The 23,501-nt window shown below is 58.3% G+C and carries 21 protein-coding genes; 16 read left to right on the top strand and 5 right to left on the bottom strand.

Translation table 11 applies throughout. The features are described 5' to 3' along the window. The first annotated feature begins 1 nt into the window (after position 1). The 8 genes from EKM88_RS05940 (at position 2) to rpiA (ending at position 8,556) form a co-directional block, all read left to right on the top strand. A complete protein-coding gene (locus tag EKM88_RS05940; protein WP_125704165.1) occupies positions 2 to 1,957 on the top strand; it encodes an endonuclease/exonuclease/phosphatase family protein in 1,956 nt (651 codons plus the stop codon). Between the two features lie 23 nt (positions 1,958 to 1,980). Further along, positions 1,981 to 2,457, top strand: coding sequence for a PTS system mannose/fructose/N-acetylgalactosamine-transporter subunit IIB (locus EKM88_RS05935; protein WP_125704163.1), 477 nt, complete (start codon positions 1,981 to 1,983; stop codon positions 2,455 to 2,457). Continuing rightward, positions 2,458 to 3,303 (top strand): MurR/RpiR family transcriptional regulator, encoded by an 846-nt coding sequence (locus tag EKM88_RS05930; RefSeq protein ID WP_125704161.1) that lies wholly within the window; start codon positions 2,458 to 2,460, stop codon positions 3,301 to 3,303. Positions 3,304 to 3,329: 26 nt separating this feature from the next. Next, positions 3,330 to 4,214 (top strand): N-acetylmuramic acid 6-phosphate etherase, encoded by an 885-nt coding sequence (gene murQ / locus EKM88_RS05925; protein ID WP_225418443.1) that lies wholly within the window; start codon positions 3,330 to 3,332, stop codon positions 4,212 to 4,214. A 77-nt stretch (positions 4,215 to 4,291) separates the two neighbouring features. Beyond that, positions 4,292 to 5,071, top strand: a complete 780-nt coding sequence (locus EKM88_RS05920) for a sulfite exporter TauE/SafE family protein (protein WP_125704258.1) — start codon at positions 4,292 to 4,294, stop codon at positions 5,069 to 5,071. A 239-nt stretch (positions 5,072 to 5,310) separates the two neighbouring features. Further along, complete coding sequence (locus tag EKM88_RS05915) at positions 5,311 to 6,594, top strand: PTS sugar transporter subunit IIC (protein WP_125704155.1); 1,284 nt, start codon at positions 5,311 to 5,313, stop codon at positions 6,592 to 6,594. Positions 6,595 to 7,003: 409 nt separating this feature from the next. Then, the gene (locus EKM88_RS05910) at positions 7,004 to 7,786 is read left to right on the top strand and encodes a MurR/RpiR family transcriptional regulator (RefSeq protein ID WP_164512018.1); all 783 of its coding nucleotides are present in this window, start codon (positions 7,004 to 7,006) and stop codon (positions 7,784 to 7,786) included. 77 nt (positions 7,787 to 7,863) lie between these two features. After that, positions 7,864 to 8,556 (top strand): ribose-5-phosphate isomerase RpiA, encoded by a 693-nt coding sequence (gene rpiA / locus EKM88_RS05905; RefSeq protein WP_125704151.1) that lies wholly within the window; start codon positions 7,864 to 7,866, stop codon positions 8,554 to 8,556. A gap of 94 nt (positions 8,557 to 8,650) precedes the next feature. On the opposite strand, the gene pcp is transcribed toward rpiA, so the two are convergent. Genes pcp through EKM88_RS05890 form a run of 3 tightly spaced genes read right to left on the bottom strand, consistent with a single transcriptional unit; the run spans position 8,651 to position 10,903 of the window. Next, on the bottom strand, positions 8,651 to 9,298 hold the full coding sequence (gene pcp / locus EKM88_RS05900; protein WP_125704149.1) for a pyroglutamyl-peptidase I: 648 nt from the start codon (positions 9,296 to 9,298) through the stop codon (positions 8,651 to 8,653). 22 nt (positions 9,299 to 9,320) lie between these two features. Next, the gene (locus EKM88_RS05895; RefSeq protein WP_125704147.1) at positions 9,321 to 10,235 is read right to left on the bottom strand and encodes a DUF979 domain-containing protein; all 915 of its coding nucleotides are present in this window, start codon (positions 10,233 to 10,235) and stop codon (positions 9,321 to 9,323) included. Further along, positions 10,232 to 10,903, bottom strand: coding sequence for a 5-oxoproline transporter, DUF969 family subunit (locus EKM88_RS05890; RefSeq protein ID WP_125704145.1), 672 nt, complete (start codon positions 10,901 to 10,903; stop codon positions 10,232 to 10,234). The genes EKM88_RS05895 and EKM88_RS05890 overlap by 4 nt, the downstream gene beginning before the upstream one ends. A gap of 181 nt (positions 10,904 to 11,084) precedes the next feature. Between EKM88_RS05890 and EKM88_RS05885 the strand changes: the two genes are divergently transcribed. The 7 genes from EKM88_RS05885 (at position 11,085) to EKM88_RS05855 (ending at position 21,107) form a co-directional block, all read left to right on the top strand. Beyond that, positions 11,085 to 12,809, top strand: a complete 1,725-nt coding sequence (locus EKM88_RS05885) for an ABC transporter ATP-binding protein (RefSeq protein WP_125704143.1) — start codon at positions 11,085 to 11,087, stop codon at positions 12,807 to 12,809. Beyond that, the gene (locus EKM88_RS05880) at positions 12,806 to 14,587 is read left to right on the top strand and encodes an ABC transporter ATP-binding protein (protein ID WP_125704141.1); all 1,782 of its coding nucleotides are present in this window, start codon (positions 12,806 to 12,808) and stop codon (positions 14,585 to 14,587) included. The genes EKM88_RS05885 and EKM88_RS05880 overlap by 4 nt, the downstream gene beginning before the upstream one ends. A 249-nt stretch (positions 14,588 to 14,836) precedes the next feature. Beyond that, a complete protein-coding gene (gene sstT / locus EKM88_RS05875; RefSeq protein ID WP_125704139.1) occupies positions 14,837 to 16,084 on the top strand; it encodes a serine/threonine transporter SstT in 1,248 nt (415 codons plus the stop codon). 153 nt (positions 16,085 to 16,237) lie between these two features. Next, complete coding sequence (gene sstT, locus EKM88_RS05870) at positions 16,238 to 17,527, top strand: serine/threonine transporter SstT (protein ID WP_125704138.1); 1,290 nt, start codon at positions 16,238 to 16,240, stop codon at positions 17,525 to 17,527. 194 nt (positions 17,528 to 17,721) lie between these two features. Continuing rightward, positions 17,722 to 19,137 (top strand): APC family permease, encoded by a 1,416-nt coding sequence (locus EKM88_RS05865; protein WP_404819961.1) that lies wholly within the window; start codon positions 17,722 to 17,724, stop codon positions 19,135 to 19,137. A gap of 183 nt (positions 19,138 to 19,320) precedes the next feature. Further along, positions 19,321 to 20,664, top strand: coding sequence for an NADP-specific glutamate dehydrogenase (gene gdhA / locus EKM88_RS05860; RefSeq protein ID WP_125704135.1), 1,344 nt, complete (start codon positions 19,321 to 19,323; stop codon positions 20,662 to 20,664). Between the two features lie 242 nt (positions 20,665 to 20,906). Continuing rightward, complete coding sequence (locus EKM88_RS05855; protein WP_125704133.1) at positions 20,907 to 21,107, top strand: cold-shock protein; 201 nt, start codon at positions 20,907 to 20,909, stop codon at positions 21,105 to 21,107. Positions 21,108 to 21,499: 392 nt separating this feature from the next. Here the strand turns inward: EKM88_RS05855 and EKM88_RS05850 are convergent, their stop codons facing one another. After that, positions 21,500 to 22,048 carry an NADPH-dependent FMN reductase gene (locus EKM88_RS05850; RefSeq protein ID WP_125704131.1) on the bottom strand — a complete coding sequence of 183 codons (549 nt, stop codon included), beginning with the start codon at positions 22,046 to 22,048 and terminating at the stop codon, positions 21,500 to 21,502. A gap of 68 nt (positions 22,049 to 22,116) precedes the next feature. Continuing rightward, positions 22,117 to 22,659 carry a TetR/AcrR family transcriptional regulator gene (locus EKM88_RS05845; RefSeq protein ID WP_125704129.1) on the bottom strand — a complete coding sequence of 181 codons (543 nt, stop codon included), beginning with the start codon at positions 22,657 to 22,659 and terminating at the stop codon, positions 22,117 to 22,119. A gap of 138 nt (positions 22,660 to 22,797) precedes the next feature. On the opposite strand from EKM88_RS05845, the gene EKM88_RS05840 reads away from it, so the two are divergent. Beyond that, a complete protein-coding gene (locus EKM88_RS05840) occupies positions 22,798 to 23,499 on the top strand; it encodes an ABC transporter ATP-binding protein (RefSeq protein ID WP_125704127.1) in 702 nt (233 codons plus the stop codon). Positions 23,500 to 23,501 lie beyond the last annotated feature (2 nt).

Below are 23,501 nucleotides of genomic sequence, written 5' to 3'. Positions count from 1 at the left end.
TTTGAAAAAAGCAATTAAGATTATTGCTGGTGTGGTCGTGGGCTTCTTCGTCCTCGTCTTCATGGGTAAAGGTCTGGATACGCCAAGCTCACAAACGAGCACGGCAAAAAAGACTAGCGATGATACAATCAACATTGCAACGTATAACATTGATAGTAAGGACAACCCAAATGGTGCCAAGATGGCGGCGCAATTTAAGAAGTACAACATCGATGTTGTTGGGATGCAAGAGGTTGACGTTAACAACGATCGTAACGACTTTGACATGATGTCCATCTTTAAGGGGAAGGATTATCCTTACCACGAATTTTCACGGGGCCGCGACTTTGCTAACGGTGAATTCGGGATTGGGACGATCTCTAATCGCCCATTTGAGCAAGGTAGTGCCGTGCCAATCGATAGTTCAGGTGTCTTTGCGACAAAGACCTTGGAACGTAACGTTGTGAAGGTTGGCAATAAGCGCGTTGCGATTTACAACACACACTTAAGCTTTGAGTCGACTAAGCTGCGCAAGCGTCAACTGTTCCAAATCATGGAACGGATCAACGCAGACAAAACTCCTTATAAGGTAATACTGGGTGACTTTAACGCGGATAGTAACGTTTATGAATTCGCGATGTTTAAGAACAATTACCAAGTTATTAATGGTCAGGATGCGTTCTACAACACGTTCCGGTTAGTAGATCCTGGGATGAAGGTTTGTACCGTCGACAACATTATCGTGACTAAGAACATGAAGGTGAAGAAGACCGAAGTTGTGAATAGCGACTTGTCTGATCACTACATGATGTACTCCTCGCTTCAACTGCTGGATAAGAAGCCGACCGGCGTGACGAATAACGTTGCATTAGGTCAGGATGTCACCGCGACCTCGTCTTACGAGAAAGCCAACCAACAAGTGATGCAGCCTGCAATGGCAGTTGATGGCAGCGTGGACACCGATTGGGAATCCGCGATCAATGCAAAGCCAGATACGAAGGAAGCTCTTACCATGCGGTTGGATCAACCATACGATCTGACAAACATGAAGCTGATCTGGGGTGCAAACAAAGCAACCAGTTATGACGTTCAAGTCTCAAAGGACGGCAACACTTATGATACGGTTGCTGCAAATCAGACGGGTGATACAGTCAACATCAATCGGGATGACGTGACCTACGTTCGCCTGCAACTTAATGGGCTTGATCAGACTGATGCACTGAAGCTCTATGGCTACTCCATCAAGGAATGGCAAATCTTCGGCAAAAAGGCCGGCGTTGCAAAGGCAGTTCTCTCTGACGCGAACATTCTGAGTGGACTTCCTGTCGAAGCGCAGTCCAATGGTAGCGTGCTGGTTCAAGCGAAGGGTCAGAACGTAGGCGTTCAGGATAACGGGACCGTAGACGAAACCGGCCATGCGATCATTAACAACATTCCGGTTAAGCCAAACGCTGACTATGAACTTTCATTTGACAACCAGACTAACTCTGACAACACAGCGCCGTTTACGTTTGACCTGTTCCCATCTGATGCTGACAAGAAAGTGGATATGAGCAATTACGCAAATGTCACAGATATTCTTCGTCAGGATACTAAGAAACACCACTACACATATGCGATTCACACGGCAGAAAACATTCACTATCTCAACATGGTGATGAATTTCGCAGGAAGTGAAAAGCAGGATGGTGGCAAGATCGAGATCAGCAACTTTAAGCTGATCGAGAAGACGCCAATTAACCACTTCGAAATCACTACTGCTGCAAAGCATAAGGTTGGCACCTCTGTTACCCCTAATGTTTCGATCAAGCCAGCTCAGGATGCAAGTGCAGTGACCTGGAAGAGCTCCGATGAGAGTGTCGTGGCGGTTAAGGATGGTAAGCTTGAATTTAAGGCAGCGGGGACGGCAACAATTACGGCCGCGCTGAAGAATGACACGCGGTACAAGGCACGGATTTTGATGACAGTAGAAAAGTAGCTAGGAATTAATGAGGTGATTGCATGACAGTAGTAAGCGCACGTGTAGATGAGCGATTGATCCACGGTCAAGTTGCGACCGTGTGGACCCGGATGGTCGGGGCGGATCGGATTATTGTGGCCAATGATGAGGCGGTCCACGATGAACTTCAGATCGGCGCGCTCAAGCTGGCCAAGCCAGTGGGCGTGAAGCTCTCGATCCTCGGGATCAACCGCGCGATCACGAACATTTCGAATGGGAAGTATGAGGGCGACCACGCTTTCTTGATCACCAAAAACATTGCGGATATGAAGGCGTTGATCGACGGCGGAATTGGGCTTAAGGCCTTTAACGTTGGGAACATTGCGCCTCATGGTGATGCGAAGCCGATCAAGAATTCGGTGTACCTGGATCAAAAAGATGTTGACGATATCAACGAACTGATTCAATCTGGTGTCAAGATAACCGCTCAAATGGTGCCTAACGAGAGTGATGCATCGATTACAACATTTATGAATTAGGTGATTATTATTCTATTCGATCGGATCAATCAACAATACCAAGCGTTAAGTAAGGGCCAAAAGAAAATTGCGGACGCCATGCTTAAAGACCCTAAGCAGTTCATTGAACTGTCCACCCATGACCTGGAGCAGCAGGTCGGGGCAAGCGCCGCCACCATCGTGCGTTTTGCCCGGGTGCTAGGGTATAGCGGCATGGAAGAAATGCGGGTGTACCTCGCGCAGCAGGTGGAATACAACTCCCACGCCGTTGACTTGGTCATCGGCCCGGACGATACGGCGGAGACGCTCGAAGATAAGGTCATTCAGTTATATCGCGAGTCCACGCAAGGCATTCGCGAAACCTTAAGTATTCAGGCCATTGATGAGGCCTGTCAGCTGTTGGCCAACGCGCAACGCGTTTACCTGCTCGGGGTCGGGACGTCTGGCCTGGTTGCGTACGACTTGTACCACCGGCTTAACCGATACGGTAAGACTACCTTTTACGAGACGGATACGCACATGAACCTAGAGTTCTCGATGCAAAGCACGCCCAAAGACGTAATTGTCTGCTTCTCGTACTCGGGCTTAACCAAAGAAGTGATCGTCGGTGCGGAGGCCGCTCGAAAACGGCACACACCGGTCATCAGTGTGTTGAGTGATCCGGATTCCCCGCTGGCGCGGGTGACGGACGTCGCCTTGTACATCCCCCATACAGAGCACCTGGTCCGTCTTGCCGCTTTGTCCTCGCGCGTGCACTCCATGCTGGTCGCAGATATCCTGTTTTCCGGGACGATGAAGGCCAAGATGCCAAAGTTGCAGAATCTGATCGTCGAATCGAATAAACTCACGTCGAAGTTAAAGGCGTAGAAAAGGGTAGAAAGTAGGAGACCGTTGTGACTCAGTTAACGACAGAATCAAGAAATCAGAATACGATGCATATCGATGAGTTAGACGGTGTGGGCATCGCACAATTGATCAATGCAGAGGACGCCAAGGTGGCGGCCGCTGTGGCGACGCAGACGGAAGCAATCGGTCAAGCCATCGAAGCCATCACGGGCCGGTTCAAGGATGGCGGCCGGATCATCTACATGGGCGCCGGGACGTCTGGACGCCTAGGTGCGCTTGATGCTATCGAGTTGACCCCAACGTACAGCGTTTCCCCAAAGCGTGCGTTTGGGCTACTCGCTGGCGGTCAAAAGGCGATGTACGAGGCCGTTGAAGGCGCTGAGGATTCCAAGGACTTGGCGATTGCCGACTTGACCCGTGTGGTCCTGACACCGAACGATACCGTGATTGCTATCGCGGCAAGCGGCCGAACGCCGTACGCGATCGGTGGGCTTGAGTACGCGAATCAGATCGGGGCACTGACGGTATCCGTCACGTGCACTGAAGGCAACCAGATGTCCGCCATTGCGCAGATCGCGATTGCCCCAGTGGTCGGGCCGGAATCCATTACCGGCTCGACACGGATGAAGGCCGGGACCGCGGAAAAAATGGTCCTAAACACCATTTCAACCGGGGTAATGGTGCGCATGGGCTACGTCTATGAGAATCTGATGATCAACGTTCAGCCAACCAATGAGAAGCTCGTTCACCGGGCCACGGGTATTTTGATGCAAGTTCTGGCGTTGGATGAACCGACGGCTACGGCACTACTGGCCGCCGCGCACCAGAACGTGGCGGCAGCCATCGTGATGAAGCGCAAAGCGTTGGCCTATGACGCGGCGGTTGAGCTGCTGGACGCCAACGATTATCAGGTCTCTAAGGTGCTTGACTAGCATTTAATTCAATTGAAGGCAGCCTCGTGAGCGGATTTGCTGACGAGGCTTTTTTGATAGAAAAGAGGAATAATGTGCTGATTGGAATTCTGTATTTTGCGGTGATTGTCGTGGCCAACTCATTGGGTGCCGTGTCGGGTATGGGCGGCGGTGTCCTCATTAAACCCGTGTTTGACGCGATCGGCGTGGATACCGTGGCGGCCATTTCGTTTTACTCGGCGGTGGCGGTGTTCACGATGTCTTTGGTGTCGACGATCAAGCAGGTGCAACACGGGGTGGCGCTCAATTTTCGCAAGGTGGCGGTGATCGCCCTCGGGGCGTTACTGGGCGGCTACGGTGGGAAGGAGGCGCTGACCGCCTTACTGGCCGCGACCTCTGACCACACGGCTTTGGCGGTTCAGATCGCGGTCACCATTCTGACGTTGATTTTTGCTTTAGCTTACACGCGGCTGCAGTGGTCGAGCTGGGGTTTGCGCCACGCCGGGTACTTCTTGTTGTGCGGCCTGTTGCTGGGCTTTTTCGCGAGTTTTCTCGGCATCGGTGGCGGCCCCATCAATGTCTCGCTGTTGATGCTGATGTTTGGGATGCCCATCAAGGACGCCACGGTGTACTCGATTTGCACGATTTTCTTTTCCCAGTTATCTAAGCTGGCGAGCCTGGTCTTGGGTGGGGACTTAATCGGAATCGACCTGAGCAGGCTGTGGTTTATCATTCCCGCGGCTATTATCGGCGGTTACGTTGGGTCGCTCCTTTCCCATCTCCTGTCGGGTGAAAAGGTGACGCTGGTGTTTCAGTTGATGCTACTCACGGTGATCGTGATCAACGCATATAACGGGGTGATGCTGCTGCTCGGGTGAGCGGTAATCGGCGGGGATCGTCAAAGGGCTGTGTGGCCTTTGACGATCCCCGTTTTTTGGTCGGGTTGTCATGATGCGTACGTATCTATCAGATTAGTACCCATGTAACAGGGAATTGTCACAAGTATCATGTTTTTAATTTTGGGCTGATGTTATAACTATTCCTGTAAGCGGAATCATTAAAGCATAAGCGCTTCCGAAGCCGCTTGCGTCGGGGCGCAAAATAGGGGGAAGAGTTAATGCAAGGGTTTATTGCATTCATGGAAAAGCACTTCTTACCGATCGCTGCTAAGATCGGTAACCAGCGGCACCTGGTCGCGATTCGTGACGCGTTCGCGGCAACGATGCCATTGATGATTCTCGGGGCGTTTGCCACGTTGATCAACAACCTGCCAATTCCAGGTTACCAAGATCTCATGAACAAGATCTTCAGTGAGAAGATCAAGGGTGGGGCCTTTATCTGGACGACCTTTGGGGGCAACCTCTGGAATGGGACGTTCGCGGTTCTGGGTGTCCTGATTGCCTTCATGGTGGCCTACAACCTGGCGAAGTCTTACGGGACAAGCGCTGCGGCTGCTGGTGTCACCAGCCTGGGTTCCTTTTTCGTTGTCGGCGGGGCCGCCGGCATGGATAGCTCAGGTCTGTTCATTGCTTTGTTAGTTGCCATTATTTCAACCGAAATGTTCCGGCGTCTCTATTCCAACCCCAAGTTGGTCATCAAGATGCCCGACAGTGTCCCACCTGCAGTTGCGACTTCCTTTGCCGCCCTGCTACCAAGCATGATCACGATGTCCGTTCTCGGGTTGATCACGACCTTCTTCCAGGCCGCGCACGTTGAAAACCTTGTGACGAGCTTCTACGCCGCCGTTCAACAGCCATTCATGGGCATGGCCAACACCTACCCAACTGCGCTGCTGCTGGCGTTCATCACCCCATTCCTGTGGTTCTTCGGGCTGCACGGGGCTAACATGATCGACCCATTCATGCAGACCATCAACGCCCCAGCGATCGCGGCCAACGCCGCTGCGCTGAAGGCAGGCGAAAAGATTCCTTACATCGTCAACAAGCCGCTGTTTGATTCCTTCGTCAACCAAGGTGGGACCGGCCTGACCATCGGTTTGATCATCGCCATCTTCCTGTTTGCCCGCAAGAACAAAGCCTACACGTCCATTGCCGGTTTGTCCTTTGCCCCAGGGCTGTTCAACATCAACGAGCCATTGACCTTTGGCCTGCCAATCGTCTTGAACCCGATCCTGTTGATCCCATACGTGCTGGTGCCAATGGTCTCCATCACCATCGCGTACTTCGCAACGGCGAGTGGCTTCATGCCGGCATGTACCGTCATGGCGCCTTGGGTAACGCCACCGATCATCGGGGGGATCATCTCCACGGCCAGCTGGCAGGGTGGTGTGATCGCAGCGGTCAACCTGCTGCTCTCGGTTGTCATCTACGCACCATTCGTTGTCATGGCAACGGTGGTTCAAAACAAGAAAGACGCAGAAGCTGCGGCTCAAAACGCCTAAGCTTGCGCTCGGCGGTTCCCTTAGCGGGAGCCGCCTTTTTGGTTTCAGCGCAGCGCGCGACGAAGGGCGGAAAGAAGTAAGCGCCGCAGCATAGACGTGATTGCTTGGCGCGTGCGCCAGGCGTCGCAATCGGTTGTGCAAACATGGGATAAGTATCTGGCCAGCGTCGTGCGATCACCTAATCGGCGCCCTGCTCACGCTTGTTTCACGAGGAACAAGCGGACCAATTTTGTGTGATTGGTGCGGGGACTGTCCGCCTGCATGGGTCTGCACCGGCGTTTGTGCGCAGTGGGTATGGACCATTGGGGACGAGTTCATTGGAGCTGTCACAGCCTGTTACATAAACGTGAAATGTGATATCGTTTCGGGTACAATGAAAGGGATATTGAATCCTTTGGAGGGGATAACCATGCTTTTTTCGAAGCAAACGCCGGAGCTGACGGAAACTGAGATGACCATTTACCGCGAGATCGTGCAGCACATGGACACGGTGGTCTTCATGCGTATTCGCGACCTGGCCGAGGCGACGTACTGCAGCACGGCCAGCATTCAGCGCTTTTGCCAGAAGTTCGGGTGCAGTGGGTGGGCGGAGTTCAAAACCAAGTTGCAGATCTACGCGGAGAGTCAGCACACGCCCAACCAGCTACCGCGCGACATTGACGCGGGGGAAATCGTGCGCTCCATCAACGCGACGGATGACGCGAAGTATCAAAGCGAGCTCGACCGCGCCGCAGCGCTGTTGAAGGGGCATGCGCAGGTGTTTTGGCTGGGCTGTGGCACGAGTCGGATCGTGGCGGAGTTCGGGGCCATCACCTACTCGAACTCGGTGAACATGTCGCTGGCCGTGTCCGACCCACTGAATCGCCCCTTGCTCGACTACCCGGAGGCCGTGTACCGCAACATGGCTTTCGTGGTGTGCTCGGTGTCGGGGGAGAACCGGGTGGTGATCGGCTACACCAACGAGCTTTTGCGCCATCATGTGCCCGTCATTTCCATCACGAACTCGAGCAATTCCACCATTGCGCGCCTGTCGACGGTCAATTTGCCTTATTACGTGACGCCGCAGGACATGGAGGGGTCGAACCTGACGAGTCAGGCGCCGGCGATCTATATCATCGAAAAACTCACACGCCGGGCGATGCTGCTGGCGCACCCCGAGGCCTCGACCGTGGCCGATGTGCTGGAACGTTAGGCGTCAGTCTGGCGCGCCGAGCGCTTGACACCGCTCTCAGCGGCCGGTACAGTCAACGTATAGAAACGGAGGACACCATGACGACACAAGATGAACTGAAACAACAAGCGGCGACCCAAGCCGCCGCAATGGTGCAGCCGAACACAGTGCTCGGCGTGGGCACCGGCTCGACTGTGGCTTTTTTCATTGATGCACTGGGGGCGCGCAACCGCGAGGAAGCGCTAAACCTGACGGCGATCGTGACCACCTCGAACCGCAGCAAGCAGCAGCTGGAAGCCAATGGGTTCACGGTCAGCGAATTGGCTGAGGTGGACCATGTGGATCTGTGCGTGGACGGCGCGGACCGCGTCGACCACCAGCTGGATGGCATCAAGGGCGGCGGCGGGGCGCTGACGCTGGAGAAAAACGTGGCGATCAACGCTCACCACAACGTGTGGATCGTGGACGAAAGTAAGGTCGTTGACCGCCTCGGCGATTTTCCGCTACCTGTTGAGGTGCTACCGGTCAGCGCGGCGCAGAACTTCCGCAAGTTTGCGGCGGCCGGCCTGCAGCCGGAATTTCGGCTGAGAGAAGACGGCACGCGCTACGTGACGCATTACGGCAACCTGATCATCGATCTGGCCGTGTCCCCGCTACCGATCCCGCAGGGGCTGGCCAGCTACCTGGACAGCACGGTCGGCGTCGTGGAGCACGGGTTGTTCCTCGGCATGACCGATGAGGTGCTGATCGCGCAGGCGAATGGCACGATCGCGCACTGGACGCGGCGGTAAGACGAACTTAGGTTAACCCTTGGCCCAAACAAAGGCGGCCGCTCACACGCATCGCAATTCGATGCGCGTGAGCGGCCGCCTTTTGGGTGGACCGTTAGGCGATGGTGCCTTCGATGGTTTCAATGTCGCCTTTGCCGTCCTGTGCCACGATGGCTTCAATGGCGGCAGTCAGGCCGCGCACCGCGTCATCGAGGGACAAGGCCGGCGTGTTTGGCCGTTCGGTCACTTGCTCCGGCAGGAACGGAATGTGAATGAAGCCGGCCTTGATGCCGGGGAACTGCTTGTCGCGCAGGTACTGGACCTGGTACATGATGTGGTTGCAGACATAGGTGCCGGCCGTGGTGGACACGGCCGCGGGCAGGCCGATGGCACGAATGGCACGGGTCATGGCCTTGACCGGCAGCTGAGTGAAATAGGCCGTTTCGCCGTCTTCGTGAATGGTGCGGTTCAGCGGCTGGAAGCCGGCGTTGTCCGGGATGCGCCCGTCGTCAAAATTGATGGCGACACGCTCCGGGGTCAGGCCGAAGCGGCCGCCCGCCTGGCCGACGTTTAGCACGTAATCCGGCTGTTCGTTGGTGATGGCTTCCTTGACTACCGCGGCGGAGACATCGAACTTGGTCGGGATCTCTAACTTGATGATGGTGGCACCAGCGATGGTGTCCGGCAGGCGCCGGACGGATTCGATGGCGGGGTTGATCTTGTCTGAGCCGAAGGGATCGAACCCGGTGACGAGAATTTTCATATTTAGAACGCTCCTTTTTTGACTAAAATGCGAGGAAGTACATCAGCGCGATCTGCACCAAAAGCATCAGCCCGGCGATCGGGGCCTGCTGCTTGATGACGCCCATCGGGTCATCCATTTCCAGCAAAGCGACTGGCAGAGTATTGAAGTTCGCGGCCATCGGGGTCAACAGCGTGCCGCAGTAACCGGCGGTCATGCCGATCGCGGCGACGATGGCGGGGTTGCCGCCTTGCGCGACGACGAACGGGATGCCGACCGCGGCGGTGATAACGGCGAACGCGGCAAAGGCATTCCCCATAATGGCGGTGAACAGGGCCATCGCCACGCAGTAGAGGATGACGCCGCCGAGGTGGCTCCCGGCCGGGAAGACGCCGGCGATCACCTTGGCGGTCAGCTCACCCACACCAGCCGCGGTGAAGACGGCGCCAAGCGTGGCGAGCAACTGTGGCAGGATCCCTGCCGCGCCAACCGAGCGGACCATGCGCTGGGTGTCGGTGTAAACGAGCTTCACCGGTGCCTTCGTCAGCGCGATGGCCATCAAAAGCGACACAAGGGCACCGATGCCGATGCCGACCTGGCCGCCGAGGCTGGTGAACTGTGCGATCGCGATGGAAACGGCGGCCAGCACCACGCTGGGCGCGAAGACCCAGCCGCCGAGACGCTGGGCGCCGGCCAGGGCGCGCTTCGGGTCCACCAGTGGCAGGGTGCCGAGGCGGATCTGTTTGAACAGGGCCAGCACACCGATCAAGACGATCATGCCCCCGACGACAGCGTAAGGGATCAGGGTGCCAAAGGCGAAGATGACGGCCAAAAATAGCCAGAACAGGCCGGTGCCGAAGCGGGCAGGGTTGGTGCGGTCGCGCAGGGATTCGATCCCGGCGATCGCCATGACAGCGCCGATCAGCGCGTACAGCGCGAGCAGTAAGGTGTCGATCATGCGCGGTCCTCCTTGGCGTTGAAGCGGCGGTCAAACCAGCTGTTGTAGACGACCACGATCACCAGCGTCACAACGGCGACGGGGATCGAGTTCAGGACGACTTCAGTGGGGGTGACCGGGTGTTTGAGCTGGTCCATGGTCTGCGCGATCAGCAGGACGCCACCGGAGGCCACGAACAGGTTTTGGGCGAAAAAGTTCCCGAAGTTGTCCACGGCAGCGGCCCGCCCCTTGATCAGGTCAATGTCCTTGGGGCTCAGCGCGCGCTTGGCTTCGGCGGCGGCGGTCACCATCGGGGTGATCAGCGGGCGCACGAACTGCACCTGACCGGACAGTGAGATACCAAAGATCCCGCCGAGTTCGCGAATCCCGAGGTACAAGTTGAGGATGCGACTGGGGGTCAGCTTCTTGAGCTTTTGGATCGCGTTGACGGCGACCTCCTTGAGCCCGTGGCTTTCCACCAGCCCGATCATCGGTAACGTCAGGAAAAACAGCGAAACCGGGCGGTTGGTGACGAAGCTCTGACCAAGCGTAGTCAGAAGCTCGGGGATGCTCATGCCGGAACACAGCGCAGTCGCCACCGCGGCGATCACCACGACGGCGGTGGTGTCCCACTTCAGGGCAAAGCCGATCACGATGATGAGGATCCCGATCAGTTTGAGATATTCCATAATAGCCTTCTTTCTGAATTAAACCGAGGGTGTCCTGATTAGCGTACGGGAAGTGGCCACTTTTCGTCAAGTGCCGGGGCTATTTATAGAAGTAAGCCGTCACGGTTCAGACGGCGGCCCCTTGCGAAATATAAGCAATTCGCGTAATCTGGAAGAACGACAAGATTTTAGGGAGGAAACGATGAGGGTACTGATTCCATACATTCGCCGCTATAAGCTGGATGCCATTTTCGCGACGCTCGCCGTGGTGCTGCAGGTCTTTGCGACCCTGTGGCAGCCGCGGATGCTGCAGACCATCATGGAAGCCATCATGACACAGGATAAGCAGATCGTGTTCCACTACGGGGTGGGCCTGATCGGGCTGGCCTTTTTGGGCATCGCTGCGGGGATCGTGAACACGGTGTTTTCAGCGCGGCTTGCGCTGAATGTGGCAACGGACCTGCGCGCCGATCTGTACGACCATGTGCAGCGCTTTGCGTATGCGGACGTCGAGGAATTCTCGGCGTCTAACTTGGTGGTGCGGATGACCAACGACGTCAACCAGATCCAGCAGGTGGTGATGGCGACGTTCCAGCAGGTGACGCGCATTCCGCTGGTGTTTGCCGGGGCGCTGGCCCTGGCGCTGGTCACGATGCCGATGCAGTGGTGGGTGATCGCTTTGATGATGATCGTCATCGTCGGCACCGCGGTGGTCACGTTCAAGCTGATGAGCAAGTACTTTGCCCAGACGCAACAGGACATTGAGGACGTCAACACACTGGCCCGCGAGAACCTGATGGGAATTCGCGTGGTCAAGTCCTTCGTGCAGGAACAAAGCCAGATCGCCACGTTTGCCAAGACCTCCGACCGCCTGCGTGATGTGACGACCAAGATCGGCGAGCTGTTCGCGGTGTTGATGCCGATCTTCTTCCTGTCGGCCAACATCGCCGTGGCCGCGAGCGTCTACTTGGTCGGCCAAAACGTGACGGTGCATCCGACTTACTTGGCGGCCATCTCCAGCTTCACCAGCTACTTGACCCAGATCCTATTTGCGGTCATCAACGGGGCCTTCATGATGACCTTCGCTTCGCGCGCCTTCATCTCGATGGGCCGGCTGCACCAGGTGCTGGACCACCAGCCGAGCATGACCTTCGCAGCCGCGGGACCGACGCACGTGGCGGGGGACATCACCTTCGACCATGTGTCCTTCACTTACCCCGGTGATGCGACCGAGACGCTGCACGATGTGTCCTTCACCGCCAAGGCCGGTCAGATGATCGGGATCGTCGGGGCGACCGGCAGTGGCAAAACGACCCTGGCCCAGCTGATCGCGCGGCTGTATGACCCCGATGCCGGCCGCGTTTTGGTCGGCGGCGTGGATGTGCGCGACCTGCCAGAGGCGACGCTGCGCAACGCGGTGGCCTACGTGCTGCAACGCGCCACGTTGTTCTCTGGCACCATCGCCAGCAACCTGCAGCAGGTGCAGCCCGGCGCCACCCCAGCCGTGATGGCCCGGGCCGCGGAAATCGCGCAGGCCGCCGAGTTTATCGACCGCCTGCCCGAGGCCTACGATGCCCCGGTGGAGGAGCGCTCGGCCAACTTTTCCGGCGGTCAAAAGCAGCGCCTCGCCATCACGCGCGGCGTCATCGCCAACCCGGAGATCCTGATCCTGGATGATGCGACCAGCGCCTTGGACGCGCGCTCGGAAAAGCTGGTGCAGGAGGCGCTGGACCGTGAGCTGACGCAAACCACCACGGTGGTGATCGCCGAGAAGATCGCCTCGATCATTCGCGCCGACCAGATCCTGGTGCTGGACGGCGGCCGCGTGGTCGGCCACGGCACCCACCGCGAGCTGGCCGCAACGAATCAGGTGTACCAGGAAATTTACGCCACGCAGAAAGCCAAGGAAGGGGGGCAGGCCCGATGACGGATCTGAAAAATGCCGGCAAGTACTACTACCACTACCTGCACCGCTACTGGAAAGGCTTTTTGGCCACCGCGATCCTGATCGGCATCAGCACCTGGTGCATCGTGGTCGCGCCGACCTACCTGGGCCGCGCCATCACTGAGCTGACCGACTACCTGCAGGTGTGGGGCAACCCTGCCACCCGCGCGCAGGCGAGCCTGACGGCCTTTCACCAGACGCTGATCACCTACATTCTGCTGTACTGCGGGGACGCCAGCACGCTGTTCGTCGCCAGCTGGATCCTGGCGCGCATCACCGCGTACTCGACCGGCACGATGCGCATCGGCCTGTTTCGCAAGATGCAGCGGATGAAGGTGCAGTACTTTGACCAACACACCGATGGCGATGTGTTGGCGCGCTACACCAGCGACCTCGACAACATCTTCAACGCGCTCAATCAAGCACTGATCGACATCTTTTTGGCGATCGCCCAGCTGGTCGGGATCCTGTTGATGATGTTCAACCAAAACGCGCAGATGGCCTGGGTCACGATCGCAACGACCCCGCTGGCTCTGGGCGTGGCCGCATTCGTCATGCGCAAGGCGGGCAAGGCCGTCAACCAGCAGCAAACCGACATCGGGGCCCTGAACGGCTACATCAACGAGCAGGTGACCGGCCAGAAGGTGATCATCACCAACGGCCTGCAGGCGGACTCGCGCGCCGGTTTTCGGCCTTACAACGACAAGGTGCGCCACTCCGCAATGACCGGCCAGATCTGGTCCGGGGTGTTGATGCCGCTGATGGCGGGGATGTCGCTGTTGAATACTGCCATCGTCATCTTCTTTGGCTCATGGCTCGCGCTCAACGGCCAGATGAAAGTTGGCGCGGCGCTGGCGCTGGTGGTGGTGTTCGTCAACTACGCCGGCCAGTACTACCAGCCGCTGACCACGCTGACCAGCCTTTACGGGATGATCCAGCTGGCCATCACCGGTGCGCGGCGCGTGGATGAAGTGCGTAACCAACCCGACGAGGTGGCCGTGCCGGACGGTCAGGTGCTGACGGGCATCGACCGCGATGTGAAGATCGATAACGTGCGCTTCTCGTACCTACCGGGCAAGGAAATTCTACACGGCGTCACGATCGAGGTGGCCAAGGGCGAGATGGTCGCGCTGGTCGGCCCGACCGGAAGCGGCAAAACCACGGTGATGAACCTGCTCAACCGCTTCTATGACGTCGACTCCGGTGCCATCACCTTCGATGGCACCGACATTCGCCAGTTCACGCTGACCAGCCTCCGCGAAACGGTGGGGATCGTGCTGCAGGAGCCGCAACTGTTCTCCGGCACCATCGCCGACAACATTCGCTTCGGTGCGCCTGACGCGGACATGACCCGCGTGGTGGCGGCCGCCAAGCAGGCGAACATCCACGACTTTATCCAGGCCCTGCCGGCGGGCTACGACACGCGCGTGACCGATGAGCAAAGCGTTTTTTCTGCGGGGCAAAAGCAGCTGATGTCGATCGCCCGCACGATCCTGACCGACCCGCGGCTGCTGATCCTCGATGAGGCGACCAGCAACGTGGACACCGTCACCGAGGCCAAGATCCAGGCCGCGATGGACAACGTCATCATGGGCCGCACCAGCTTCGTCATTGCCCACCGGCTCAAAACTATCCTGAACGCCGACAAGATCGTCGTGCTCAAGGATGGACAGATCATCGAGCAGGGCACGCACGCGGCGCTGTTGGCCGCGGATGGTTTTTATGCGGAACTGTACCATAATCAGATGGTGTTTGACTGACACCGGATCGCCTCAGAGGCCGCGACACCTGCCGCGGCCTTTTTTGGTTTGGGTGAGATGACGGACGATCAGATTAAGCTTCGGCGAGAAAGGGTTTGAATTTCGAAGATTTACTAGCCTTGGATGGCTTTCGACGGGATAAGCCGAATAATAATCTGAGAAAGCGTGAAAAAAGGTAGCCAAGCCCGGGGTTTTTCGCTACGATAAGCCAATAGCGAAATGGTTTCAGAAAATGAGGAGGCGTTGACCATGTTTGCACGTTACCGAAACACCAGCTTGATCGCGCGCATTATCGTCGGATTACTGATTGGCACCCTGCTGGGCGTCCTGGTGCCAGGGTGGAGTTGGCTCGGGTTGTTCGGGGACCTTTTCATCGGCGCACTGAAGGGTATTGCGCCGCTGTTGGTCTTCTTTTTGATCATGACCGCCATCTCCAAGTACGAGGCCGTCGCGGAGACGCACTTTGGCGCCGTGATCGTGCTGTACCTCGGCGCGACACTGCTGTCGGCGGTGACCGCAGTGGTGGCCAGCTTCCTGATGCGGGTGCGCCTCGTGTTCCCTAAAACCGTTCAAACCGCGGCCAGCGCGCCCAAGGACCTCGGGACCGTGGTGCACGACTTACTGATCAACGCGGTGGCCAATCCGGTCCAAGCGGTGATCGACGGCAACTACCTCGCCATCCTGTTCTGGGCGCTGTTGATCGGGCTGGGGTTGCGCGCCGCCCAACCGGCCACCCGGCAGACGCTGAGCGATATCACCGATGCGATTCAAGGCGTGGCGCAGCTGATTATTGAGTTCGCGCCACTGGGAATCGTTGGCTTGTTGTTCACCACCGTCAGCGAAACCGGCTTCGGCGGCATTGCGCGCTACGGTCAGCTGGTCGGCTTGCTGGTGGGCACGATGGTGTTCGTCTACCTCGTGGTGTACCCGGCGATGGTCTGGGCGATGACGCATCAGAATCCGTTCCCACTGACGCTGTGGACGCTGAAGGTGTCCGGCATTCCAGCCTTTTTCACCCGCAGCGGCGCCGTGAACATTCCGATCAACCTGGCCGCGTGTGAAGCACTGGGGCTGAACGAAAAATCCTACGCGGTGTCGATCCCCTTAGGCGGTTCGGCCAACTCAGGGGGCGCGGCCATCACGATTTCGATCATGACGCTGGCCGCCTGCAACACGCTGGGCATTCACGTCTCCTTCCTGCTGGCGCTGTTGCTCTGCTTCCTGAGCGCGCTGGCCTCGACCGGTGTCTCGGGGATCGCCGGGGGGGCGCTGTTGATCATTCCGATGGCGGCCAGCCTGTTCGGTATTTCCAACGATATCGCGATGCAGGTGGTCGGCATCGGCTTCATCATCGGGGTGGTGCAGGACTCCGTCGAAACCGCGGTCAACTCGGCCTCGGACCTGCTGTTTACGGCCGCCGCAGAGTATCATGACTTGCGCCGCGTGGGGCACCCGGTTGCCATTAAAGCCGCGGTGCGCGCCGCCAAAACCAACTAACAGACCGCTAAAACGAGCGAACCGGCTCGTTTTTTGTTTGCTATTGAGAAACAGCTGTCGCCAAAAGAAAAAATTTTTGACGCTAAACGGTAGACAAGTGTCTCCGATTCGTGTACGATAAGTCCCATCATCTTATCTGGAGGAGGCGGCGCAATGTTTGCGAAGTATCGGCGTGTGTCATTGATCGTGCGAATTCTGATCGGTTTAGTCATCGGGTCACTGTTGGGGGTCCTCGTGCCCACCTGGACGGGAATCGGCTTGCTCGGCCAGCTGTTCGTGGGGGCGCTGAAGGGGATCGCACCAGTGATGGTGTTCTTCCTGATCATGGCGGCGGTGTCCGCGTACAAATCGGGGAGCCAGAACCACTTCGGCTCGGTGGTCGTGATGTACCTGGCGGCCACGTTGCTGTCCGCCTTTGCCGCGGTCGGGGCGTCTTGGCTGTTTCCGGTGCACCTGGTGCTGCCACAGGCCGCGAAGGTGGCCGGTGGCGCCCCACAGAGCTTAGCCAAAGTGATCTCGGATCTGCTGACCAACGCGGTGGGCAACCCGCTGGCCGCGATCGTGGACGCCAATTACCTGTCCATTCTGTTCTGGGCGCTGATGATCGGCTTTGCCCTGCGGCTCGCCTCCGCCCAAACACGGCAGGTGGTGAATGAAGTTTCCCACGCGGTGACCAGTGTGGCGCAGCTCATTATCGAGTTCGCCCCGTTCGGGATCACTGGGTTGATCTATACCACCATCAGCGAAACCGGGTTTGCGGGCGTGGCGAAGTACGGCCAGCTGGTGTTGGTGCTGGTGGGCACGATGGCGTTCGTCTACCTGGTCGTGTACCCGGCAATGGTGTGGGCCATGACGCGCCAAAACCCGTACCCGCTGACGTTTTGGACGCTGAAGGTGTCGGGCATTCCCGCCTTCTTCACCCGCAGCTCAGCCGTCAACATCCCGATCAACCTCAAGGCCAGCGCCGACTTGGGCCTGAATGAGGAGTCCTATTCCGTGTCGATCCCGCTGGGGGGCTCGGCCAACTCAGGCGGCGCGGCGATCACGGTGTCCGTCATGACCCTGGCCGCGTGTGCCACGCTGGGCATTCAGGTCTCGTTTCCCCTGGCGCTGATCCTCTGCGTGTTGACCGCCTTGGCGGCCACCGGTGCCTCGGGAATCGCCGGGGGGTCGCTTTTGATCATCCCGATGGCGGCCAGCCTGTTTGGGATCTCGAACGACATCGCGATGCAGGTGGTCGGCATCGGCTTCATCATCGGGGTCATTCAGGACTCTGTTGAAACCGCCGTGAACTCTGCGTCAGACCTGCTGTTCACCGCCACGGCGGAGTATCACGACGCCATGAAGAAGGGTCAACCGGTCGACATTAAGGCGGCGGTGGCACGCGCCAACGGCAAGGACAAGGTGGCGCCTGCCAAGGCCGCCTTAGAGCCAGCTGAATAAGCATGCGAAACGGTCGTGTTCGCCTGGGGTCACGCCAGGTGGGGACGGCCGTTTGCGTGCGCTGAACAATGAGGTTGACAAGTGGCCGGCTTAATGGAAAACTGTTATGAGTGTGATTTTTCACAACGTTTCCTAATGAATCCTAATTTTAACTTCTGGAGGACCCCGTTTTGTTGCGACAGCTATTCCAACGCATGACCCTAAAAGAGAGCCCCAGCGTCTATGAGGACAAGGATGCCCACCTGCCGCGAGTGCTGACCGTCAAGGATTTCCTGGCGCTCGGCGTCGGCACGATCGTGTCCACGACCATCTTCACCCTTCCGGGGGTGGTGGCAGCCAACCACGCCGGCCCGGCGGTGGCACTGTCGTGTTTGCTGGCGGCGATCGTGGCCGGCCTGGTCGCCTTTGCCTACGCGGAAATGGCGGCGGCCATGCCGTTTGCCGGCTCCGCCTACTCCTGGATCAACGTCGTGTTCGGTGAGGTGTTCGGTTGGATCGCCGGCTGGGCGCTTTTGGCGGAGTATTTCATCGCCGTGGCCTTCGTGGCCTCGGGGCTGTCCGCCAACTTCCGGGGCCTGCTGACAACGTTCGGCCTCAGCCTACCCAAGAGCCTAAGCAATCCGATGGGCACCGATGGTGGGGTCGTCGACCTTGTCGCCGTCGGGGTGATCGTGATCGTTGCGGTGATCCTGTCGCGTGGGGTGACCGAGGCGGCGCGGGTCGAAAATGTGTTGGTGGTGCTCAAGGTGATCGCGATCCTCGCCTTTGTGGGGATCGGGCTGACCAAGCTGCACTGGGCCAACTACGTCCCGTTCATTCCGAGCTTCCACCTGAACCCGAACGGCACCGCGTTTGGTGGGTGGCGCGGCATCTATGCCGGCGTGTCGATGATTTTCCTGGCGTACATCGGGTTCGACTCGATCGCCGCCAACTCCGCGGAAGCCAAGGACCCGGAAAAAACGATGCCACGCGGGATCATCGGCAGCCTCATCATCGCCGTGACGCTGTTCATGGCGGTGTCGCTGGTACTGGTGGGGATGTTCCACTACTCCCACTACGCGAACGTCGCCGACCCGGTCGGCTGGGCGCTGCGGCACGCCGGCTTCACAGGGGCGGCCACCGTCATCGAGGCCGTGGCTGTAGTGGGGATGTTCACCGCGCTGATCGGCATGATGATGGCGGGCAGTCGGCTGCTGTACAGCTTCGGCCGTGACGGCATGTTGCCGCGCTTTTTGGGCCGACTCACGGTGGACAAGGGCCTACCGAATCACGCGCTGGGCGTTTTGGCCGTGATCGGGGTGGTGATCGGGGCCTTCTTCCCGTTCCAGTTTTTGGCGCAGTTGATCTCGGCAGGGACGCTGATCGCGTTCATGTTCGTGAGCCTGGGCATCTACCGCCTGCGCCCCCGCGAAGGGCAGGACATTGCGGACCCGGCGTTCAAGATGCCGTTTTACCCGGTGATGCCAGCACTGGCCTTCATTGGGGCGCTGATCGTCTTCTTGGGCCTCGACATTCAGGCGAAGCTATACTCCGGCGGCTGGTTTCTGATCGGGCTGGTGGTGTACCTCGCGTATGGTATTCGCCATTCCACCCTCAGTGCCAAGGACTGATCGATGGCGTGATCAGCACGTCACCAAACGGCTCGGACCCCGCTTCATGGGCGGTCCGAGCTGTTTGGCGTTCTTCGGCTAAACCCGAACGATATTTTTTTCGTGTCGTTTGTGCGTCAAGGCGTCTTAGCGCTTTCTAATGTGGTAAACTAAACAGAAAATTAAGTGAGGACAGGTGAAATTATGACTCAGGCAACGGATTATCTCGCAACGATTCAGGCAACGGTGGCTAAGCGTGACCCGCATCAACCCGAATTTCAGGAGGCAGTCGGCAACTTCTTGAAGACGATCACCCCGGTGTTTGAGGCGCATCCCGAGTACATTAAGGCGAACATTCTCGGGCGTATCACCGAACCAGAGCGCGCGATTCAGTTTCAGGTCGCGTGGCAGGATGACGCGGGTAACATGCAAGTGAACCGCGGTTTTCGTGTGCAGTTCAACTCAGCCATCGGCCCGTACAAGGGCGGCCTGCGGTTCCATCCCAGCGTGAACCTGTCCATCGTCAAGTTCCTGGGCTTTGAGCAGATCTTTAAGAACGCGCTGACCGGTCTGCCCATCGGTGGTGGAAAAGGGGGCGCGGACTTTAATCCGAAGGGCAAATCCGATGCTGAGATCATGCGCTTTTGTCAGAGCTTCATGATCGAGCTGCAGCGCCACATCGGGCTGGACCTGGACGTGCCAGCCGGGGACATCGGGGTCGGTGGCCGCGAGGTCGGCTACCTGTATGGCATGTACAAGCGGTTGCGCGGGGCTGAGCGCGGCATTTTGACCGGCAAGGGGTTGAGCTATGGTGGCTCCCTGGCGCGGCCTGAGGCAACCGGCTACGGGCTGATCTATTACACCGAAGCCATGCTCAAGGAGAACGGCAAGCGCTTGGCGGGTAAAAAGATCGTCGTGTCCGGCGCCGGCAACGTAGCCACTTACGCGATCGAAAAGGCGCAAGCATACGGCGCCACCGTGATCACCGCCAGTGACTCCAACGGTTACGTCGTCGACCCAACCGGTATCGATGTGGCGCGCTTGCGGCGCATCAAGGAAGTGCAACGCGGGCGCATGAGCGACTACGCAGATGTCGTGCCAACTGCGACCTACTACGAGGGGAGCGTCTGGGATGCGGACCTGACGTATGACGTGGCGCTGCCGTGTGCAACGCAAAACGAAATTGATGCGACCCAAGCGAAGCGCCTGATCGATGCCGGGGTGATCGCCGTGGCGGAAGGGGCCAACATGCCGTCCACACCGGAAGCCATCGCGGCATACGCGCAGGCAGGCGTGTACTACGGTCCGGCCAAGGCCGCGAACGCAGGGGGCGTCGCCGTTTCCGCGCTTGAAATGAGCCAGGACTCGCGCCGCATGAGCGACAGCTTCGAAACCGTTGACGGGCAACTGAAGCAGATCATGGAAACCCTGTTTGCCCAGTCCGTGGCGGCGGCCGCGGAGTACGGCGTGCCTGGCGACTACATGGCCGGGGCCAACATCGCCGGGTTCACCAAAGTGGCCGATGCGATGTTTGCCCAGGGCTGGTAAGCGCGTCAACGGGCGGGCACTGGCGCACCGATCGAGGGGGCATTGGCCCGGCTGGCGAAGTGGTGCGCGCCCGGAAATTGCGGTGGGGACAAAAGATTAGGTGTTTCTCACGGAACGTGGTATACTAGTGTCACCGTGATAGATGAATTGAGAGCCAGAAGTGTATTGGCATTAATGGATTTCTTTCATTGATTACCGGCTGTTTGTCACAAATTTGGTTTAATATGAAGGAGATTCATACAATGCAACAAGGTACAGTTAAATGGTTCAACGCTGACAAAGGTTACGGCTTCATCACTGGTGAAGATGGCAAGGACGTTTTCGTTCACTTCTCCGCTATCCAAGGTGACGGCTACAAGACGCTCGACGAAGGCCAAGCCGTAAGCTTTGATGTAGAACAGTCCGACCGCGGCCCACAGGCGGCTAACGTCAACAAGCTGTAATACAAAGAAAACCGCCCTTGTGGCGGTTTTTTTTGTGCCTCTTTAGCCAGGCCGCTTTAGCGTGCGGTGGTGCCGTGAAGGTAAGTTTTGAAAGATGTGCGAAATATTTTGACGTGAATCTCGATGGGTATTGGCCAGTCAATGCGGCCATTCATGACAATACTTGGATGGTTCACAAATTGAGGACGGAGGTTCAGCCAGTGACACTGGAAGCGTAGGCGGGTGGCGAGCCAGCGTGAAATTGTTGTTAGTCGGCGTACTTTGCTGGCTTACAACAAGGGCGGTTCCCGAGACCGCACTTTGGCTCGGGGGAGCCCCACGCGTTCCGCCACCACCCACCGGAGCTGGAAGTGTCACTGGTTGGACCGGAGTCCGGGATCTTAAAACATACCTTAGATCAGGCGGTTCATGAAGTCGAGGTACTTGGTGAGGATCAGCTGGAAGTACTGGGTGGTGCCGTCGATGAAGTGGGTCTCATCGGTCATGAGCTTGGCCACGTTGCCGATGTAGGCCTCGGGTTGCTGGAGGGTCGGCATGTCGAGGAAGGTCAGGCTTTGGCGGAGGTGATGGTTAGCCCCAAACCCACCGATGGCCCCTGGGGACACGCTGACAACGAGGGCCGGCTTGCCGCCCCAGACGTTGTGCCCGTACGGCCGTGAGCCCACGTCCAGCGCATTTTTAAGGACGCCGGGCACGGAGCGGTTGTACTCCGGCGTGAAGAAAATGATGCCGTCAAGCGGGGCCACCGCGGTGCGGAGCGCCTGCCACTCGGCGGGTGGGGTGGCGGTGTCTAAGTCCTCGCTGTACCACGGCAGGTCGCCGATGGGCAGCCACACGGCCTCGTAGTCGGCCGGCAACAGCGCGGCGAAGGCCTTGGCCGCTTTGCGGTTGTATGAGCCTTCGCGCAGGCTCCCAACAATGAACCCAATTTTGGTCGTCATAAAAAACAGCTCCTTTCCCTTTTATTATAAGGGATTGGGGCAGCCGGCCGGGGCTGGGACGCTTGCGCTCAGCCCGGGGCCATGTTCCCGATCACAGTGGCGATCTGTTCCGGTGTCTCCCGCGCACCAGTGCGCAGCCAGGTGGTAATGACGTGAATGGCGCCGCTGAGGCAAAACTCGAAGTAGTAGTTCAGCATAACGGGATCGTCGGTGCCGAACCAGCGACTGTACTCGGCCATGGTGCGGTGACGCAGCGGGTCGAGAATGGTTTGCAAAAGCGTCGAGTCGGCGAGGTTGGCGAGGATCAGCTGGGTGGCCGCGTCCTCCTGCCGAATGACGGTGAGGACGGCGGGCAACCAGCCGGTCAGATCGCCTTCGGGACCGCCGATCAGGGGCCGAATGGTCGCCAACAGGTCGGCTTCGACGGCGTGAAATAAGGCGGTGGGGTCCGCGTAGTGGGCGTAAAAGGTGCCGCGGTTGACGTCCGCCGCGGCGCACAGTGCCGTGACGGTGATTTTCTCCAGCGGGGTGGTGGCCAGCAGATTGACCAGGGCCTTGCGCAGGCGCGCCTTGGTGTACTGGGTGCGCCGATTATTTTTCGTTCCGACCATGAGGGCTTCCTTTCAACATAATGGGGCATAAGTGTCTAATTGATAACAAAGCGCTGGGTAACTGCCGCTTGTCGCGTGGGGGTCAGGCAGGCATAATATGATTATACCAACACTGTGTGCAGTTAATGGAGGCTAATCGTGAGTTATATCGAAGTGCGCAACGAATTCAAGCGGTATCAAATGGGCGAAACGGAAATTGTCGCCAACAACGATCTCAGCTTTGCCTGTGAGGAAGGGCAACTGACCGTCATCCTCGGCCCCAGCGGCGCGGGCAAGTCGACCGTGCTGAACATTTTGGGCGGCATGGACACACCGACCAGCGGCCAGGTGATCATCGACGGCGTGGACATCGCCAAGTTCAACGACCGCCAGCTGACGGCTTACCGCCGCGAGCAAGTCGGCTTTGTGTTCCAATTTTACAACCTGATCCCCAACCTGACCACACTGGAAAACGTGGAGATGGCCAACTCGATCGTCTCAGACGCCCTAGACGCGGCCACGGTGCTGCGCGAGGTGGGGCTCGGTGAGCGGCTGAGCAACTTCCCGTCCCAGCTGTCCGGCGGCGAGCAGCAACGCGTGGCGATCGCTCGGGCGCTGGCGAAGAACCCGAAGCTTTTGCTGTGCGATGAACCGACCGGGGCGTTGGACTACGAAACCGGCAAGCAGGTGCTGGGGTTGCTGCAGACGGCGAGCCGACGCGACAACAAAACGGTCCTTATTATCACCCACAACGCGGCACTGGCCAAGATGGCCGACCGGGTCATCCGCATCAACGACGCTCGGGTGCGCTCGGTTGAGGACAACCCGACCCCCGTGCCGGTCGAAGAAATCGAGTGGTGAGC

It is taken from the genome of Lacticaseibacillus daqingensis (assembly GCF_003946115.1).
GTDB lineage: Bacteria > Bacillota > Bacilli > Lactobacillales > Lactobacillaceae > Lacticaseibacillus > Lacticaseibacillus daqingensis.
This window is presented reverse-complemented; position numbering and strand designations above follow the sequence as displayed.

Bases quoted from the DNA above. Each gene is read 5' to 3' on its own strand.
- EKM88_RS05850 (WP_125704131.1), bottom strand. From the start codon at position 22,048: ATGACGACCAAAATTGGGTTCATTGTTGGGAGCCTGCGCGAAGGCTCA.
- sstT (WP_125704138.1), top strand. From the start codon at position 16,238: ATGTTTGCGAAGTATCGGCGTGTGTCATTGATCGTGCGAATTCTGATC.
- rpiA (WP_125704151.1), top strand. From the start codon at position 7,864: ATGACGACACAAGATGAACTGAAACAACAAGCGGCGACCCAAGCCGCC.
- EKM88_RS05865 (WP_404819961.1), top strand. From the start codon at position 17,722: ATGACCCTAAAAGAGAGCCCCAGCGTCTATGAGGACAAGGATGCCCAC.
- EKM88_RS05855 (WP_125704133.1), top strand. From the start codon at position 20,907: ATGCAACAAGGTACAGTTAAATGGTTCAACGCTGACAAAGGTTACGGC.
- EKM88_RS05880 (WP_125704141.1), top strand. From the start codon at position 12,806: ATGACGGATCTGAAAAATGCCGGCAAGTACTACTACCACTACCTGCAC.
- EKM88_RS05935 (WP_125704163.1), top strand. From the start codon at position 1,981: ATGACAGTAGTAAGCGCACGTGTAGATGAGCGATTGATCCACGGTCAA.
- EKM88_RS05895 (WP_125704147.1), bottom strand. From the start codon at position 10,235: ATGATCGACACCTTACTGCTCGCGCTGTACGCGCTGATCGGCGCTGTC.
- EKM88_RS05915 (WP_125704155.1), top strand. From the start codon at position 5,311: ATGCAAGGGTTTATTGCATTCATGGAAAAGCACTTCTTACCGATCGCT.
- sstT (WP_125704139.1), top strand. From the start codon at position 14,837: ATGTTTGCACGTTACCGAAACACCAGCTTGATCGCGCGCATTATCGTC.
- pcp (WP_125704149.1), bottom strand. From the start codon at position 9,298: ATGAAAATTCTCGTCACCGGGTTCGATCCCTTCGGCTCAGACAAGATC.
- EKM88_RS05890 (WP_125704145.1), bottom strand. From the start codon at position 10,903: ATGGAATATCTCAAACTGATCGGGATCCTCATCATCGTGATCGGCTTT.
- gdhA (WP_125704135.1), top strand. From the start codon at position 19,321: ATGACTCAGGCAACGGATTATCTCGCAACGATTCAGGCAACGGTGGCT.
- EKM88_RS05885 (WP_125704143.1), top strand. From the start codon at position 11,085: ATGAGGGTACTGATTCCATACATTCGCCGCTATAAGCTGGATGCCATT.
- EKM88_RS05845 (WP_125704129.1), bottom strand. From the start codon at position 22,659: ATGGTCGGAACGAAAAATAATCGGCGCACCCAGTACACCAAGGCGCGC.
- EKM88_RS05910 (WP_164512018.1), top strand. From the start codon at position 7,004: ATGCTTTTTTCGAAGCAAACGCCGGAGCTGACGGAAACTGAGATGACC.